Source organism: Klebsiella sp. CN_Kp097, from assembly GCF_040064495.1.
GTDB classification, from domain to species: domain Bacteria; phylum Pseudomonadota; class Gammaproteobacteria; order Enterobacterales; family Enterobacteriaceae; genus Klebsiella; species Klebsiella aerogenes.
Genome location: NZ_JBEAIL010000004.1, coordinates 128,268 through 144,983 on the forward strand (window position 1 = coordinate 128,268; position 16,716 = coordinate 144,983).

Below are 16,716 nucleotides of genomic sequence, written 5' to 3' on the forward strand. Positions count from 1 at the left end.
CCGCTCCTTAGGCTTGTTTCAGTTGTTGATGATGGCGACGCTCGCCAAGCATGACGATAATCAACAGCAGTACCGCCAGTACGCTACCGCCAATCATCACCATGAAGCCGCCATCCCAGCCGAAGAAATCGACGGTATAGCCAACAATGGCGCTCGCGGCTACGGAACCGCCAAGATAACCGAACAGACCGGTGAAGCCCGCGGCGGTGCCGGCGGCTTTTTTCGGCGCCAGTTCCAGCGCATGCAGACCGATCAGCATCACCGGGCCGTAAATCAGGAAGCCAATGACGATCATACAGGCCATATCGACGCCCGGATTACCCGGCGGGTTCAGCCAGTAAACGATAGTGGCAATCGTCACCAGGGTCATAAAGAACACGCCGGTCGCGCCGCGGTTGCCTTTAAACACTTTGTCCGACATCCAGCCGCACAGCAAAGTACCGGGGATCCCCGCGTACTCATACAGGAAGTAGGCCCAGGAAGATTTATCCAGCGCGAAGTGTTTGACCTCTTTCAGGTAGGTCGGCGACCAGTCCAGAATGCCGTAGCGCAGCAGATAAACGAAGACGTTAGCGATCGCGATGTACCACAGCAGCTTGTTCGGCAGAATGTACTGCATAAAGATCTGCTTCGCCGTCAGCTCTTCTTCGTGCTTTTCGCTATAGTCATCCGGATAGTCGTTTTTATACTCTTCGATCGGCGGCAGACCGCAGGACTGCGGGGTATCGCGCATCATCGCGAAGGCAAAAATCGCCAGCAGGATCGCGCCGAAGGCCGGCATATACAGCGCCGCGTGCCAGTCGTTAAACCACGCCATCCCCAGCAGGAACAGCAGCGGCGGAATACCGCCACCGACGTTATGCGCGCAGTTCCACACTGAGACAATCCCGCCGCGCTCTTTCTGCGACCACCAGTGCACCATGGTACGACCACACGGCGGCCAGCCCATCCCCTGGAACCATCCGCACAGGAACAGTAATACGAACATGATCATGATGCTGGAAGTCGCCCACGGCACGAAGCCCATCACCAGCATCACCAGCGCCGCCAGAATTAACCCTGCCGGTAGGAAAATGCGCGGATTCGAGCGGTCGGAGACCGACCCCATGATGAATTTCGAAAATCCGTAGGCGATAGAGATACCGGAAAGCGCGAAACCGAGGTCGCCACGAGAGAAGCCCTGCTCAATCAGATAAGGCATCGCCAGCGCAAAGTTCTTACGAACCAGATAGTAAGCGGCATAACCGAAGAAGATGCCAATAAAGATCTGCCAACGTAATCGACGATACAACGGGTCGATTTCCGCCGCCGGCAAACGCGCTTTATGCGCTGCGGGTTTAAAAATACTTAACATATCAGCCTCCGTGGCCATTGCTGTTTCACTGACATCGACGCAAAAAATCTAGTTTATTCACGTACTTCTAATTAGGTCGCGATGGTAGGCAAAGCGTAGAACTAATACTGTGAAATATCGCACATTTTGTTACAGATATATGACAAAATTTTCCAATGTGAGCACAAAATCACAGCAAACGCTCGAATTGCGCGCAAATATGCTCGAAATCAAACATTCCACACTATTGATATGGCTAAATGGTGTAAAACGAAAGTAGAGGACCGGAAGATGGCCGAGACGCAAGAATTTGATGCGCTGATTATTGGCGGCGGCGCCACCGGCGCGGGAATCGCCCGCGACTGCGCCCTGCGCGGGTTACGTGTGGCGTTGATTGAGCGGCACGATATCGCCACCGGCGCCACCGGCCGCAACCATGGTCTGTTGCACAGCGGCGCGCGCTATGCCGTCACTGATAGCGAATCCGCGCGCGAATGTATCAGCGAGAATCGCATTTTACGTCGCATCGCCCGCCACTGCATTGAACCCACCAACGGGCTGTTTATCACCCTGCCTGAAGATGACATGGCCTGGCAGCAAACCTTTATCCACGCCTGTCAGCAGGCCGGTATTGATGCTAAACCGCTTACCCCCGCTGAAGCATTGCGTCTGGAACCCGCGGTCAACCCTACGCTGCTTGGCGCCGTACAGGTACCGGACGGCACCGTCGATCCGTTCCGCCTGACGGCCGCCAATATGCTCGACGCCCGCGAACACGGTGCGCAGATCCTTACCGGCTGCGAGGTCACCGGCCTGCTGCGTCAGAGCGATCGTGTGTACGGCGTACAGATCTACGATCATCAACGCCGCGAAGCGCGTAACATTCGCGCACAGGTGGTCGTCAATGCCGCCGGGATCTGGGGCCAACGCATCGCGGAGTACGCCGATCTGCGCATCTCCATGTTCCCGGCAAAAGGCTCGCTGCTGATCCTCGATCACCGCATTAATAACCAGGTGATTAACCGCTGCCGCAAGCCGGCGGATGCCGATATTCTGGTGCCCGGCGATACCATTTCGTTGATTGGCACCACCTCGACGCATATTCCTTATGACGAAATTGACGATAACCGGGTGACGACGGAAGAGGTCGATACGCTGCTGCGCGAAGGTGAAAAACTGGCGCCGATCATGGGGCGCACCCGGGTGCTACGCGCCTACTCCGGCGTCCGTCCGCTGGTCGCCAGCGATGACGATCCCAGCGGGCGCAGCGTCAGCCGCGGTATTGTGCTGCTCGACCACGCCCCGCGCGACGGCATGGAAGGCTTTATCACCATCACCGGCGGTAAGTTGATGACCTACCGTTTGATGGCGGAATGGGCCAGCGACGCCGTCTGCCGCAAACTCGGCAATACTGCGCCGTGCCGCACCGCGGAGCGCCCGCTACCGGGTTCGCTGGAAGCGACAGAAACCACGCTGAAAAAGATTATCTCGCTACCGACGCCGCTGCGCGGGTCGGCGGTGTATCGCCACGGCGACCGCACCCCAGCATGGCTCGGCGACAGCCGCCAGCACCGTAGCCTGGTCTGCGAATGTGAAGCGGTCACCGCCGGGGAAGTGCAGTACGCGGTAGAGAATCTGGCGGTGAAGAATTTGCTCGACCTGCGCCGCCGTACCCGAGTCGGCATGGGCACCTGCCAGGGCGAACTGTGCGCCTGCCGCGCCGCCGGACTGCTCCAGCGCTTTAACGTCGCCACCCCGGCGCAGTCGTTAACTCAGCTGTCGGAATTTCTCAATGAGCGCTGGAAGGGCGTTCAGCCCATCGCCTGGGGCGACGCGCTGCGCGAAAGTGAATTTACCCGCTGGGTCTACCTCGGCTTATGCGGACTGCAAAAGGAGCATCAGGATGAAATTTGATTGCGCCATCGTCGGCGGCGGACTGGCCGGGCTGTTGTGCGGGCTGGCGCTGAATCAACACGGCCTGCGCTGCGTGATAATCAGCCGTGGGCAAAGCGCGCTGCACTTTTCCTCTGCTTCATTAGACCTGCTCTCGGCGCTGCCGAACGGCGATACCGTCACTGATGTCGCACAAGGTCTTCAGCAACTGGCCGTTCAGCTTCCTGAACACCCCTACTCCCGCCTCGGCGCCGACGCGGTGCTCGAATACGCCAGACAGACCGAAGCGCTGCTGGCTGCCTGCGGCGCGAATATGCAAGGCGAAGCGCGCCGACCGCACCTGCGGGTAACGCCGCTGGGGACGTTGCGCCCGGCGTGGCTGTCACCGGAAGAGGTTCCGCTGGCGCCCATCGCGCAGCAACGCGTATGCATGGTGGGGATTAGCGGTTTTGCCGATTTTCAGCCGCATCTGGCCGCCGCCGCCCTCGGACAGAGCGGAGTGGATGCCGCCGCGGCGGAGATTGATTTACCGCTGCTTGATGTGCTGCGCGATAACCCTACGGAGTTCCGTGCCGCCAACATCGCCCGCGTGCTTGATGATGAAAACCTGTGGCCTGCCCTGCAGTCCGCGCTGCTGCCGCTGGCGCAAGAGTACGAGCTGCTGATGATGCCCGCCTGTTTTGGGCTCGCGGATAATCGCCTCTGGCATTGGCTACAAGAACATCTGCCCTGCCCGCTGCGCCTGCTGCCGACGCTGCCGCCTTCGGTGCCGGGGATGCGCCTGCATAGCCAGCTTCAGCGCCAGTTCATCCGCACCGGCGGCACCTGGCTTGCCGGTGACGAGGTGGTGAAAATCAGCCATCAGCAGGGCGCCGTCGAGGCCGTCTGGACGCGAAATCACGGCGATATCGCACTGCGTCCGCGCTTTACCGTGTTGGCGAGCGGTAGCTTTTTCAGTAACGGTCTCGTCGCCACCCGTGATAGCGTGCGCGAACCGATTCTCGGCCTCGATCTGCAGCAAACGCTGGCGCGCGATAGCTGGTATCAGCGTGATTTCTTCGCATCACAACCGTGGCAGCGCTTTGGTTTGAAGACCGACCCTATGCTGCGCCCACACCTGCTCGGCCAGCCGCTAACGAATCTTTTCGCTATCGGCTCGCTGCTCGGCGGTTTCGATGCCATTCAACTCGGCTGCGGCGGCGGCGTTTGCGCCGTCACCGCGCTGCATGCCGCCAGACAGATCCACGCCCTTGCAGGAGGCCGGTCATGAACGATACCCGCTTTGAAAGCTGCATAAAATGCACGGTCTGTACCACCGCCTGCCCGGTGAGCCGGGTAAATCCGCGCTATCCCGGCCCGAAACAGGCGGGGCCGGACGGCGAACGTCTGCGTCTGAAAGATGGTGCGCTGTACGACGATGCGCTGAAATATTGTATTAATTGCAAACGCTGCGAGGTGGCCTGTCCATCTGATGTGAAAATCGGCGATATTATTCAACGCGCGCGTGCGCAGTACAGCCAGCAAACACCAACCCTGCGCGATGCCATCCTCAGCCATACCGATCTGATGGGCACCCTTTCCACGCCTTTTGCGCCGCTGGTCAACGCCACAACGGGGTTAAAACCGGTGCGCCGCCTGCTCGACGCGGCGCTGAAAATCGACCATCGCCGCACGCTGCCGAAATATGGCTTCGGCACCTTTCGCCGCGCTTACCGCCAGCTCGCCGCCGGACAGGCGCAGTACAGCGAGCAGGTGGCTTTCTTCCATGGCTGCTACGTCAACTATAACCACCCGCAATTGGGTAAGGATCTGATTCGCGTCGTCAACGCGCTGGGTACCGGCGTGCAGCTCTTATCAAAAGAAAAATGCTGCGGCGTCCCGCTTATCGCCAACGGCTTTTTTGACAAAGCGCGCAAGCAAGCGCACAGCAACGTCGCCGCCATGCGCGAAAACAGCTTGCCGATCATCGCCACCTCTTCAACCTGTACTTTTACCCTGCGCGATGAATATCCCCATCTCCTGGATATCGATAACAGCGATCTGCGGGATCGGGTGGAGTTAGCGACCCGCTGGATTTGGAAACAGCTCGATGCCGGCAAAACCCTTCCATTGCGCCCGCTGCCGCTGAAGGTGGTCTATCACACCCCATGTCATATGGAAAAAATGGGCTGGTCGCTATACACCCTTGAGCTTCTGCGCCAAATCCCGGGCCTACAGCTGGAAGTACTGGATTCGCAGTGCTGCGGTATCGCCGGCACCTTCGGTTTTAAGTCGGAAAACTATTCGTCGGCGCAGGCGATTGGCGCGCCATTATTTCGCCAGATTGAGGAGAGCGGCGCGGACGTAGTGATTACCGATTGCGAAACCTGCAAATGGCAGATTGAGATGTCCACCAGCAAGCGCTGCGAACATCCCATTACTCTGCTGGCGCAGGCGCTGAGCGCGCCTGCCTGAATCAGTCGATAAACAGCGTCTCGACGACGTTGATCCAACCATGCTCGCCGCTGACCGGCTTACCGTCGAGCCAGCGGCGCAGCATATTCAGCGCCATCATGGCGCAGACTTCTTGCCGCACCGACAGCCCGTGGCGATTCACGCTGAACTTGACCCGCAGCGCGTGCGTACCTTCCGGTGTCGCCAGCACAAAGTTCAGGTAATCGGCCTCCTGACCGCTGACCGACAACGCCAGCCCGGCAAAATGGTTAACGCGCCGCTCGGCGGCCCAGCGCGCCGATTGCGCTAAGGTCTCCTCCTGCGCCGGCACCACTTCGCTGGCGAGAAGCGGCGCGTTCGCCCGCCTCAGCTGCAGCGCCAGCAGGCCACTGGTAAACTGTTCGCTCAAGGTCAGGCTAAGCTGACGCTCCTGCAGGCAGCGCGCGATCTGCGCCGGTAACCCTTCCGTGCCCTCAAAGATAAGGCTCTCTCCGGCTACCTTACGCACTTCTGGCCACAGCGCCAGCATTGCATCGCGCTGTTCGGCAGGACCGGTTAGTTTTAGCTCGATAATCGGCATTGACGAGCGATAGCCCATCACCACACCAGGGGGGAGCTGCAGGTGATTAAGGCTCTGCGCCAGCTCGCTTTCTGAACGTCCAAAAGTAGTTAAACGCAGACAGACAGGCGACGACGGAAGCGTGAAGCGCGCACGTAAACGCGGTACGATCTCCTGCTCGACCATAACTTTAAATTCAGACGGCACGCCGGGGGTGAAAAACATCAGGCAGCGGTTGAGCTGTACGGCGAACCCGCAGGCGGTCCCTACCGGATTATTGATCATTTCGGCGCTGGCGGGGATTTCCGCCTGCTTGCGATTGCTTTCCGCCATTGGCCGACCGCGCTCGGCAAAGAATCGCGTCATCGTCTCCAGCCATTCAGCGTTGAGGACCAACCCTTCGCCTTTCGCCGTCGCCGCCGCCAGCGCGCTAAGATCGTCGCTGGTCGGCCCCAGGCCGCCATTCACGATCAGCACATCCGCCTGTTCGCTGCGTTCGCGCAAAATAGCCACCAGCGCGTCGAGGTCATCGCCGACGGTATTGCGGCGCGTTAACGGTAAACCCTGATTAAAAAAGTAATCCGCCAGCCAGGCGGCATTGGTATCGACAATCTGCCCATGCAGCACTTCATCGCCGGTGGACAGCATTTCCACTTGTAGCATTATGAACTCCAGCCTGATAAGTCGAATTACTATAGCGCAAAGGCGCGGGCTGGCGACGAAGAAATTTGGCGCGGCGGAAGGCCGCGCCGGAGGATTAGAAGCTGGCGCTGGCGCCGATGTACGGACCGTCGGCGATGGTGTTATCACGGTTGCCGTCTTTGCCCGCCAGGTTCAGGTAGCGATAACCTGCCTGGATGCTAAGCGGACGCATGATGGTCCAGCTGGCGCCGACGTTCGCTTCTTCATAGCTATCGATTCCGCTGGAGAGTGAATCAGGCGAGTAGTAATAGTCGCCGTACAGACGGAAGCTATCGCCGATTTTCCACTGCAGGCCGCCGCCGACCGCTGCCGCGTAACCTTCATCGCCCTGCTTCGGATTAGTGTAAATGCCTTTGCCGCCCACGGTCGCCAGGAATGGTCCCAGCGGAATATTCAGACCCAGACCTAAGCCCGCGGCGTCGCCGTCGTTATCGCTATGCAACCAGTTGCCGGAAATAGCCAGGCCGGTGGATTCGGTTCCGAAGCCAACGCCGAGGTTGGTATAGTGCTCGCCGGCTTCGCCGGTAACGCTAATAGCATGGGCCGCCGAGGAAACCATCATTACCCCGGCCAGGGCCATAAAAATGCTCTTTTTCATTATTTACTCTATCCAGAAAAGAAGAATCAAAGAAGTCCCGAAAAAACCTGAAAATTCTACTGCGCACCCGTCAGGAATCAATGACCTGGCGAAATGATTTTTCACAAGAGTGTAACCAGTTGCGTCTTTTTACAGCAATAACGCCGCGCATTTGCGAAAGAAAGTAAATTCCACCGAATTCAAATTCAGCGGAATTATATTTAATTAAGTTGCATTGATTAAATAAATCTATATTAACCTGCGCGATCGCCGTCGCGCAGGCCGTTTGAAGGAAGCAGAAAAATTAATGGGTGAGCAGCGCCAGACGCTCCGGCGCAAGCCCCGTCAGCTTCGCCACCAGCGCCGTATTTCCCTTGCGGTTTGCCGAGGCGCCTCGCAAACTGTTTCCTCGATACCTGGCCCGACTCACTGCGAAGGAGAAAAATCATGCGTCAAAGGACGATTGTTTGCCCGCTAATCCAAAATGATGGCCATTACCTGTTGTGCAAGATGGCTGCCGACCGCGGGGTTTTTCCCGGACAGTGGGCGCTGTCCGGCGGCGGCGTGGAGCCGGGGGAAACTATTGAAGAGGCGCTGCGACGTGAAGTCCGCGAGGAGCTTGGCGAAAAATTACAGTTGACCCGCATCACGCCATGGAGCTTCCGCGATGATACCCGCGTGAAAACCTATGCCGATGGTCGCCAGGAAGAGATCTACATGATCTATTTGATTTTCGATTGCATAAGCGCCAACCGCGAGGTCACGATCAACGTGGAATTCGACGATTACGCCTGGGTGAAGGGCGAAGACCTGCAACATTACGATCTTAATGCCGCGACCCGCCTCACCCTCAGCCAGAAAGGGCTGCTTTAAACCACGGTCAACAGACGCAGCGTCACCTTCAATCCCCCCAGGCTTTCGCTGCGCGACAGCTGCGGGCGGCTACGATGTAGACGCGCAATATCGTTTACCAGCGCCAGGCCCAGCCCGGCGCCGGGTATGCCGCCGACGTTATCAAGCCGGCGAAACGGCGTCAGCGCCTGGTTAATCAGGTTTTCATCAATGCCCGGGCCGCTATCCTCCACGCTCAGCGTGACGGCTTCGCCATCGCGATGCAGGCTCAGCGTCACCGTCCCGCGTGCCGGAGTGTAGCGAATCGCATTGTCGAGCAGGTTGGCGCACAGTTCCCCCAACAAAACGCCATCCCCCAAAACGTTCACCGGCGACTGTTCGCCCTCATAACCCAGATCGATGTTTTTACTACGCGCCTGGGCAATACGCGAAAAACAGCTATGGTGCACGACCTCCTGCAGATCGACCGCGACAAACGCCTGCTCGCCCTGCTCCCGGCGTTTCACCGTCGCCAGTTGCAACAAACGTTCGGTGAGTAAAATCGTATCATCCAGCGTCGCGCGCATGGCCTGCAAACTCTCGCGCCACAGCTGCGGATCGTCGCTGGCCAGCGCCACCGAGGCCTGGGTTTTCAGGACCGCCAGCGGCGTTTTTAACTGATGGGAGGCATCGGCGCTAAAGCGCTCTTGCCGGGAGATCATCACCCGCAGACGGTCAATATAGCGGTTAAAAGCCACGATCAGCAGCCGCGTTTCCGACCACGGCAGCAATTCCGGTAGCGGCGTCAGCAGGCCGGGTTCGCGGCGCACCATCAGCGCCGAGAGCTGACGCATTGGCCGCAGAACGCGGCGCAGTAGCCACCCCGCCAGTACCAACGTCAACAGCACTAATAAGCCCTGTGACACCCAGGATGAAAACAGCAGTTGTCCGGCCAGCCAGCGCCGCGACTGCAGCGTTTCGGCAATATAAATCTCCGCCATTCCGACGATGCCGCCTTCGTTGACCGGCTGCAGCAGGCGCGCTACGCGGATGGCCTGGCCGCGGTATTCGGTATGATAAAACCATGCCAGCGCCGGATAGAGCTGGGTTCGTGACGTGGCCGGCGGCATCGCCGGCAGATCGTCAAAACCGGAGATCACTTTCCCCTGCGGGTCGACCACCTTGTAATACAGCCGGTCGTTCATGTTGAGTTCAAAGCTGTCCAGCACCACCCAGGGCACATTGACCTCCAGATGGCCGCCGCGCACTACCAGCCGCTCCGCCACGGTGCGCGCCGAGGAGAGCAGCGTACGATCGTAGGCCTGCGTCGCCGCCTGCAGCGCGCTCACGTAGCTATTGAATGCCGATAGCCCCCACAACAGCGCCAGCGGCAGGCCGAGAAACAGCAGCAGTTGGGCATACAGCGACTGCGGTTTACCCCATTTCATGCGGCTCACACTCCAGCAGATAACCCAGCCCGCGTAGCGTAGTGATACGCACATTACTCTGCTGGAGCTTCTTGCGCAGACGGTGAATGTAAAGTTCGATGCTTTCCGGGCTGACGTCGTCGCTGAGGCTAAACACCTGTTCAAATAGCTGCTGGCGGGAAACCGGACGGGTACGGCGAAACATCAGCACTTTCAACAGCGCCAGCTCGCGCGGCGTCAGGGACAACATCTCACCACGCAGCAGAAAATAGCCTTCATCGCGATATTCCAGATCGCCAAGCTGCTGCACCTCATGCACCTGCCCTTCGCTGCGTCGCAGCAGCGCCCGCAGCCGGGCATCGAGCTCCTCCAGCTCAAAAGGTTTGGGTAGGTAATCGTCGGCGCCGACGTTCAGCCCTTTCACCCGATCCGCTACCGCGCTGCGCGCGGTCAACAGCAGCACCGGCAGCGTTTGTCCACGCTTACGCAACCGCTGTACCACCTCGAGGCCATCTAAGCCCGGCATACCGATATCCAGCACCGCGAGCGCATATTTTTCGCTTTGCAGCAGGTGATCCGCCGCCCGGCCATCAAAAACGCAATCCACGGCAAAACCGCCCTGCACCAGCGCTTTTTCCAGCCAGTGAGCCAGCTCACGGTTATCCTCGGCTAATAAGAGACGCATATCACATCCTGTAAAGTTGCTGCCGCATTGAAAGGGAAATGAAAGGTAACTGTTTTAACAATCACGCAACCGAATCGCCACATGTCGGTTCACATAATCAGAAAAACATTCCCTGTACCTACTGAGGAAGCCTATGAAAACGCCATTTTTCCGCCATCTTAGCGCCATCGCGCTGTGCCTCTGTACAACCACCGCTTTCGCGGCGCAAGCCCCGTCCCGCACCGAATGTATCGCCCCCGCCAAACCCGGCGGCGGCTTTGACCTCACCTGTAAACTGATTCAGGTGAGCCTGATGGAAACTGGCGCGATCGAGAAACCGATGCGCGTTACCTATATGCCCGGCGGCGTCGGCGCGGTGGCCTACAACGCCATCGTCGCCCAGCGCCCGGCAGAGGCCGGAACCGTGGTCGCTTTTTCCGGCGGCTCGCTGCTGAATTTGTCGCAGGGGAAATTCGGCCGCTACGGCGTTGATGACGTGCGCTGGCTGGCCAGCGTCGGTACCGACTACGGCATGATTGCCGTGCGCGCCGATTCGCCATGGAAAGACCTGAAGTCATTCATGAGCGCAATGGAGAAAAATCCCGCCACTATCGTCATTGGCGCCGGGGCCTCCATCGGCAGCCAGGACTGGATGAAAGCGGCGCTGCTGGCGCAAAAAGCCAACGTTGACCCGCACAAGATGCGCTACGTCGCCTTTGAGGGCGGCGGCGAGCCGGTAACCGCCCTGCTCGGCAACCATGTGCAGGCGGTCTCCGGCGATCTAAGTGAAATGGTGCCGTACCTGCAGGGAAATAAGATCCGCGTCCTGGCGGTCTTCTCCAACGAACGTCTGCCGGGCGCGCTGGCTGATGTTCCTACCGCTAAAGAGCAGGGCTATGACCTGGTCTGGCCGATTATTCGCGGCTTCTTTATGGGCCCGAAAGTAAGCGATGCCGACTACCAGTGGTGGGTTGATGAATTCACTAAACTGCAGCAAACCGATGAGTTCAAAAAGCAACGTGAACTGCGCGGCCTGTTTGAATTCAACATGAACGGCAAGGAACTCGATACCTATGTAAAACAGCAGGTCAGCGATTATCGCGAACAGGCGAAAGCCTTTGGCCTGGCTAAATAATCCGCGGAGGCGCTAATGAGCGATCGTATCTTTGCCGGAGTCTGGCTGTTGTTATGCATTGGCGGCCTGTTTATCGCCTGGCAGATCCACAGCGAATACTCGTATGAACCCGTCGGCCCGCGTCCTTTCCCGTTGGGCATTATCGGCCTGATGCTACTGTGTTCAGCGCTGATGCTGCTGCGTCGCCCGGACGCCATCGAGTGGCCGGGACGACATGTCCTGCAACGGCTGTTAACCATGGTCGTGGTACTGGTGGTCTATGCCTGGGGATTTGAATGGCTGGGCTTTCCGCTGGCGACCGCGCTGCTGACGGCGGTGATCGGCCTGCTATTCGGCGCCACGCTACCGGCGGCAGGCATTGCCGGCGTGGTGATGGGCGTCTCGTTATGGTACGCCTTCGATACCTTACTTGATGTGACTCTGCCGCTTGGCGTCTGGTTAAATTAACGGAGAAGCTTATGGATACCTGGATCTATCTGTCGCAGGGTTTCGCCGTCGCCATGACGCCGGAAAATCTGCTTATCGCCCTCATCGGCTGCTTTGTCGGAACCATCGTCGGGCTGCTGCCCGGCCTCGGGCCGATTAACGGCGTCGCCATCCTGCTGCCGCTGGCCTTTGCCCTACACCTGCCCGCGGAATCGGCGCTGATTCTGTTGGCGACGGTCTATATCGGTTGCGAATATGGCGGGCGTATTTCGTCTATCCTGCTGAACGTGCCCGGCGATGCCGCCGCCATCATGACGGCGCTTGATGGCTATCCCATGGCGCAGCAAGGGCGCGGCGGCGTCGCGCTGTCGATTTCCGCCGTCAGCTCTTTCTTCGGTTCGCTTATCGCGATCGGCGGCATTATTCTGTTCGCGCCGCTTCTCGCCCAGTGGTCACTGGCGTTCGGCCCGGCGGAATATTTCGCGCTGATGGTGTTTGCCATCGCCTGCCTCGGCAGCATGATGGCGCAAAACCCGCTGAAATCGTTCCTCGCGGCGTTAATCGGTTTGGGCCTGGCGACGGTGGGCGTCGATGCCAACACCGGGGTTTACCGCTTTACCTTCGACAGCGTCCATCTCTCCGATGGCGTTCAGTTTATAGTGGTGGTTATCGGCCTGTTCTCCGTTTCCGAGATCCTGTTGATGCTGGAGAGCACCAGCGGCGGGCAAACGCTGGTGCGTAAAACCGGGCGCATGCTATTTAACACCAAAGAGGCCGCGCAGTGCGTCGGCGCGACCCTGCGTTCTTCCGTGGTGGGTTTCTTCGTCGGTATTCTGCCCGGCGCCGGGGCGACCATCGCCAGCGCCATCACCTATATGACGGAGAAAAAAATCAGTGGTAATAGCGATAACTTCGGCAAGGGGGATATTCGCGGCGTAGCGGCGCCGGAAGCCGCGAATAACGCCTCCGCCTGCGGTTCGTTTATTCCAATGCTGACGCTCGGCGTGCCTGGTTCCGGCACCACCGCGGTCATGATGGGCGCGCTGACGCTGTATAACATTACGCCCGGCCCGGCGATGTTCACCGAACAGCCGGATATCGTCTGGGGGCTCATCGCCGCGCTGCTTATCGCCAACGTGATGCTGCTTATTATGAACATTCCGCTGATTGGCCTGTTCACCCGCATGCTGACGATCCCGCTATGGTTCCTGGTACCGGCCATCGCCGCCGTTTCCGCCGTCGGCGTCTATGCGGTGCACAGCACCACCTTTGACCTGTTGCTGATGGTTGGCCTCGGCGTGCTCGGCTATATCATGCGTAAAATGCACTTCCCGATGTCGCCGCTGATCCTCGGTTTTGTGTTGGGCGAGATGCTGGAGCAGAACCTGCGCCGCGCGCTGTCGATCAGCAACGGTAATCTGGCTATCCTCTGGGAAAGCGGCGTAACCAAAACATTGCTGATGCTGGCTGTCGCCGTCCTGGTGGTACCGCCGCTGCTGCGTCTGAGACGTAAACAGCGCCAGCGCCGCGCCGAGGCTAATATCGGCTAAATCGGCGAATTGACCCATTCGCGCAGTGCCCGGCGCGAAATCTTAATCCCGCCGTTCTTTAACGTTTCCGGCAGCCGTAGCCACTGTACCGGCTGCTGGAAACGCGCTAACCGTTCAGCGCTCCATGCCGCCAGCGTGGCCATTTCGCAGCCATCCTCGCATTCAACCACCGCCACCGGGCGTTGGCCGTATTCGATATCATCCTGCGGCACAATAAACACCTGCTGAACCTGCGGATGGGCGAGTATCACGCGCTCAACCTCCTCCGGCTGAATGCCTTCGCCGCCGCTAAAAAAGAGATTATCCAGCCGCCCAATAACCGACAGCCGACCGGCACGTAACACTCCGCGATCGCGCGTCGCAAACCAGCCTTCATCGTTGGTTAATGGCAGCAGTTGACCATCGCGCCAGTAGCCGGCGGCCATGCTCGCCGCCCGCAGCCAGATCTCGCCGGCGACAATTTTCACCTCCCTTCCCGGCAGCGCTTCGCCCACATCCGCCGCTCCGTCGGCCTCTTTAGCGCAGACCGTGGAGGCGAATTCGGTGAGGCCATAGCCGCAGAAGCTGCGTATTCCCTGCGCTCGCGCCCTTTCGGTCAGCTCGACGGGGATCGCCGCGCCGCCAAGCAGCACCGCCTTGAGTGATACATCGGCATCGCCATTCAGCAGGCGCCATAGCTGAGTCGGTACCAGCGAAGCATGGGTACAGCCCCGCAGCGCCTGCTCCAGCGGTTGTCTATCGCGCACCGTCAGCCGCGCGCCAGCCAGCAGCCAGCGCCAGATGATCCCCTGCCCGGAGACATGGAACAACGGCAGCGACAGCAGCCAGTCGTCTTCCGCGGCAAACGGCATCAGCGCCAGTACGCCAGCGGCGCTGGCCAGATGGGCGCTGGCGCTATGTACCGCCGCCTTCGGCAGGCCGGTTGAGCCGGAGGTTAACGTCATCGACACCAGCCGTTCGCCATGCCAGCAAACGGCACAAGCGCCTTCTGCCGCCTGCAGAGTTAACGCCGGTAAATTCCCCGGCAGCGTATCACCGTTAAGCACCAGTTGATGCTGTATGGTTAACGCAGGCAACAGTTCCTGCAGCAATGCCATAGGCAGCTGCGGATTAAGCGGCAGCACCCGCGCCCCGCACTGCAGCAGCGCCAGCCAGGCGAGTAGCGTCTCCGGCTGGTTGTAGGCCCGTAGCGCCACGCCCTGACCTTCCATTACGCCCTGCGCGGCAAAACCAGATGCCAGCGCGTCAATCCGCGCGCATAGCTCACGCCAGGTCAACGCCTGGTCATTCAGGCGTAGCGCCTGCGACTCGCCGCGTAATTGACGCCAGTGGCGCCACGGCCAATCGGAAAACATCACAGCAGTTGCTCCAGCTCATCAGCATTGAATATTGGCAGCGTACTCTCCGGCCACGCCCGCACCAGCTGCGCGCCCATCAGCGCCAGCGTATCGAGTCCGGGGATAGTCTGCGGAGTCAGCCAGGCGGCGATCCTCGCCAGCTGCGTTAACCCCAGGCTGGACTCGACCGACGAGCTAATCACCGCGCTCAGCCCCAGCGCATGCGCCGCGGCGACCTGTTGCTGAACCTTTTGTAAGCTGCCGGTCAGCGTCGGTTTGATCACCACCGCGCTCACGCCGGGCTCGGCGACAAAACGGAAATCCGCCTCGCGCAGGCTTTCATCCCAGGCGATAGCAATACCGGTCTGCTGGCTGAATTCACGCGAATCGTCGCGGCTTTTGCACGGTTCTTCGAGAAAGGCAATGCGTTGGCGATAGGCCGGATTAACATATTTGGCGAACTGCTGCGCTTTGATCGGCGTCCACGCCCGGTTGGCATCCAGCCGCAGCTGCAGGTCGGGGATCGCTTCCAGCAGCAGATTCACCACCATGCCGTCGCGTACCGCCTCCCACAGCCCTACTTTCACCTTAGCGACTTTCTCGCCGGGCATCGCCGCCAGTTTGGCGAACAGTTCATCCGGGTCGCCGGAACAGAGCGGCGCCGCGCGATAATCCGCCGCCTGTGGTAGCTCGCCGCCAAGCTCCGCCTGCGCGCAGCTAATACCAAAAGCGACGGAGGGCTGCATAGGAAGCGGCGGCTCAGCGCCGTCGCGCCAGGCCCGCGCCCACGCCAGCAGCGCCATTTGCGCCTCTTCCAGCGTTTCGTCACTGAATCCCGGCAGGGGAGAAATTTCCCCCCAGCCTTCGCGTTCACCCTCCTGCAGACGGATGAACAGCCCGTCGCGGGTTTTTAACCGCCGTTCGCGCAGAACCACGCCCGCGTCCATCGGTATCTGCCAGCGGTAAACCTGCGAAACGCGCATTATGGATTCCGTTTAAATTTGCTGAAGTCCGGCTGACGTTTCTGGTTAAAAGCGTTACGTCCTTCCTGCCCTTCTTCCGTCATGTAGAACAGCATGGTGGCGTTACCCGCCAGCTCCTGCAGCCCGGCCTGGCCATCGCAGTCGGCGTTCAACGCCGCTTTCAGGCAGCGCAGCGCCATCGGGCTGTTTTGCAGCATTTCACGACACCAGCGCACGGTCTCTTTTTCCAGATCCGCCAACGGGACCACGGTATTCACCAGCCCCATATCCAGCGCCTGCTGGGCGTCATACTGACGGCACAGGAACCAGATTTCGCGCGCTTTTTTCTGCCCGACGATACGCGCCATATAGGAAGCGCCCCAGCCGCCATCAAAGGAGCCGACTTTAGGCCCGGTCTGGCCGAAGATGGCATTGTCCGCCGCGATGGTCAGATCGCACATCATGTGCAGTACGTGGCCGCCGCCGATAGAGTAACCGGCGACCATCGCTACTACCGGTTTCGGGCAGGTGCGGATCTGGCGCTGGAAGTCGAGCACGTTGAGATGGTGAACGCCGGAGTCGTCCTGATAGCCGCCGTAATCGCCGCGAACTTTCTGGTCGCCGCCGGCGCAGAAAGCTTTATCGCCTTCACCAGTCAGTACGATAACGCCGATATTGTCGTCATAGCGGGCATCCGCCAGCGCCTGAATCATCTCTTTGACGGTCAGCGGACGGAAGGCGTTGCGCACCTGCGGACGATTGATAGTGATTTTAGCAATCCCGTCAGTCGATTTTTGATAACGAATATCGGTATAGCCTTCTGAGCAATCGTGCCATTCAACGGGGGCGTAGAGCATTGCTTCATCAAGAGAGATCATAGAATGTCC

At 59.5% G+C, this 16,716-nt stretch carries 15 protein-coding genes; 7 read left to right on the forward strand and 8 right to left on the reverse strand.

The genetic code is table 11. From position 1 onward, the window contains the following. Window positions 1-7: 7 nt before the first annotated feature. Window positions 8-1,354 (reverse strand): glycerol-3-phosphate transporter, encoded by a 1,347-nt coding sequence (gene glpT, locus ABLV07_RS06210; RefSeq protein WP_015365615.1) that lies wholly within the window; start codon window positions 1,352-1,354, stop codon window positions 8-10. Between the two features lie 270 nt (window positions 1,355-1,624). Between glpT and glpA the strand changes: the two genes are divergently transcribed. Genes glpA through glpC form a run of 3 tightly spaced genes read left to right on the forward strand, consistent with a single transcriptional unit; the run spans window position 1,625 to window position 5,680 of the window. Further along, complete coding sequence (gene glpA / locus ABLV07_RS06215; RefSeq protein ID WP_042893848.1) at window positions 1,625-3,247, forward strand: anaerobic glycerol-3-phosphate dehydrogenase subunit A; 1,623 nt, start codon at window positions 1,625-1,627, stop codon at window positions 3,245-3,247. Beyond that, on the forward strand, window positions 3,237-4,496 hold the full coding sequence (glpB, locus tag ABLV07_RS06220) for a glycerol-3-phosphate dehydrogenase subunit GlpB (protein ID WP_042893850.1): 1,260 nt from the start codon (window positions 3,237-3,239) through the stop codon (window positions 4,494-4,496). Before glpA ends, glpB begins: the two co-directional genes overlap by 11 nt. After that, window positions 4,493-5,680, forward strand: coding sequence for an anaerobic glycerol-3-phosphate dehydrogenase subunit GlpC (glpC, locus tag ABLV07_RS06225; protein WP_047038218.1), 1,188 nt, complete (start codon window positions 4,493-4,495; stop codon window positions 5,678-5,680). The genes glpB and glpC overlap by 4 nt, the downstream gene beginning before the upstream one ends. Window position 5,681: 1 nt before the next feature. Here glpC and ABLV07_RS06230 read toward each other — a convergent pair whose 3' ends face one another. Together ABLV07_RS06230 and ABLV07_RS06235 are read right to left on the reverse strand one after the other, a co-directional pair. Continuing rightward, a complete protein-coding gene (locus ABLV07_RS06230) occupies window positions 5,682-6,881 on the reverse strand; it encodes a nicotinamide mononucleotide deamidase-related protein YfaY (RefSeq protein ID WP_015706150.1) in 1,200 nt (399 codons plus the stop codon). A 94-nt stretch (window positions 6,882-6,975) separates the two neighbouring features. After that, a complete protein-coding gene (locus ABLV07_RS06235; RefSeq protein ID WP_015365610.1) occupies window positions 6,976-7,518 on the reverse strand; it encodes a YfaZ family outer membrane protein in 543 nt (180 codons plus the stop codon). A gap of 426 nt (window positions 7,519-7,944) precedes the next feature. On the opposite strand from ABLV07_RS06235, the gene nudI reads away from it, so the two are divergent. Then, a complete protein-coding gene (gene nudI / locus ABLV07_RS06240; RefSeq protein ID WP_126027664.1) occupies window positions 7,945-8,370 on the forward strand; it encodes a nucleoside triphosphatase NudI in 426 nt (141 codons plus the stop codon). Here nudI and ABLV07_RS06245 read toward each other — a convergent pair. Together ABLV07_RS06245 and tctD are read right to left on the reverse strand one after the other, a co-directional pair. Continuing rightward, complete coding sequence (locus ABLV07_RS06245; protein ID WP_015365607.1) at window positions 8,367-9,776, reverse strand: sensor histidine kinase; 1,410 nt, start codon at window positions 9,774-9,776, stop codon at window positions 8,367-8,369. The genes nudI and ABLV07_RS06245 overlap by 4 nt on opposite strands. Continuing rightward, window positions 9,763-10,440, reverse strand: a complete 678-nt coding sequence (gene tctD / locus ABLV07_RS06250; protein ID WP_015365606.1) for a transcriptional regulator TctD — start codon at window positions 10,438-10,440, stop codon at window positions 9,763-9,765. The genes ABLV07_RS06245 and tctD overlap by 14 nt, the downstream gene beginning before the upstream one ends. Before the next feature lie 133 nt (window positions 10,441-10,573). On the opposite strand from tctD, the gene ABLV07_RS06255 reads away from it, so the two are divergent. From ABLV07_RS06255 to ABLV07_RS06265, 3 genes are read left to right on the forward strand one after another with little or no spacing between them, the layout of a single operon-like run. Continuing rightward, window positions 10,574-11,554, forward strand: coding sequence for a tripartite tricarboxylate transporter substrate binding protein (locus ABLV07_RS06255; RefSeq protein WP_015365605.1), 981 nt, complete (start codon window positions 10,574-10,576; stop codon window positions 11,552-11,554). A gap of 15 nt (window positions 11,555-11,569) precedes the next feature. Beyond that, window positions 11,570-12,001: a tripartite tricarboxylate transporter TctB family protein gene (locus ABLV07_RS06260; protein ID WP_015365604.1), complete on the forward strand. Its 432-nt coding sequence runs from the start codon at window positions 11,570-11,572 to the stop codon at window positions 11,999-12,001. Between the two features lie 11 nt (window positions 12,002-12,012). Further along, window positions 12,013-13,530, forward strand: coding sequence for a tripartite tricarboxylate transporter permease (locus tag ABLV07_RS06265; protein WP_015365603.1), 1,518 nt, complete (start codon window positions 12,013-12,015; stop codon window positions 13,528-13,530). Here ABLV07_RS06265 and menE read toward each other — a convergent pair. The 3 genes from menE to menB are packed head-to-tail and all read right to left on the reverse strand — an operon-like array spanning window position 13,527 to window position 16,707. Beyond that, window positions 13,527-14,888, reverse strand: a complete 1,362-nt coding sequence (gene menE, locus ABLV07_RS06270) for an o-succinylbenzoate--CoA ligase (protein ID WP_046883424.1) — start codon at window positions 14,886-14,888, stop codon at window positions 13,527-13,529. The two genes, ABLV07_RS06265 and menE, sit on opposite strands and share 4 nt — an antisense overlap. Next, window positions 14,885-15,850: an o-succinylbenzoate synthase gene (gene menC, locus ABLV07_RS06275; RefSeq protein ID WP_015365601.1), complete on the reverse strand. Its 966-nt coding sequence runs from the start codon at window positions 15,848-15,850 to the stop codon at window positions 14,885-14,887. Before menC ends, menE begins: the two co-directional genes overlap by 4 nt. Continuing rightward, window positions 15,850-16,707, reverse strand: coding sequence for a 1,4-dihydroxy-2-naphthoyl-CoA synthase (gene menB, locus ABLV07_RS06280; protein WP_015365600.1), 858 nt, complete (start codon window positions 16,705-16,707; stop codon window positions 15,850-15,852). The genes menC and menB overlap by 1 nt, the downstream gene beginning before the upstream one ends. Window positions 16,708-16,716 lie beyond the last annotated feature (9 nt).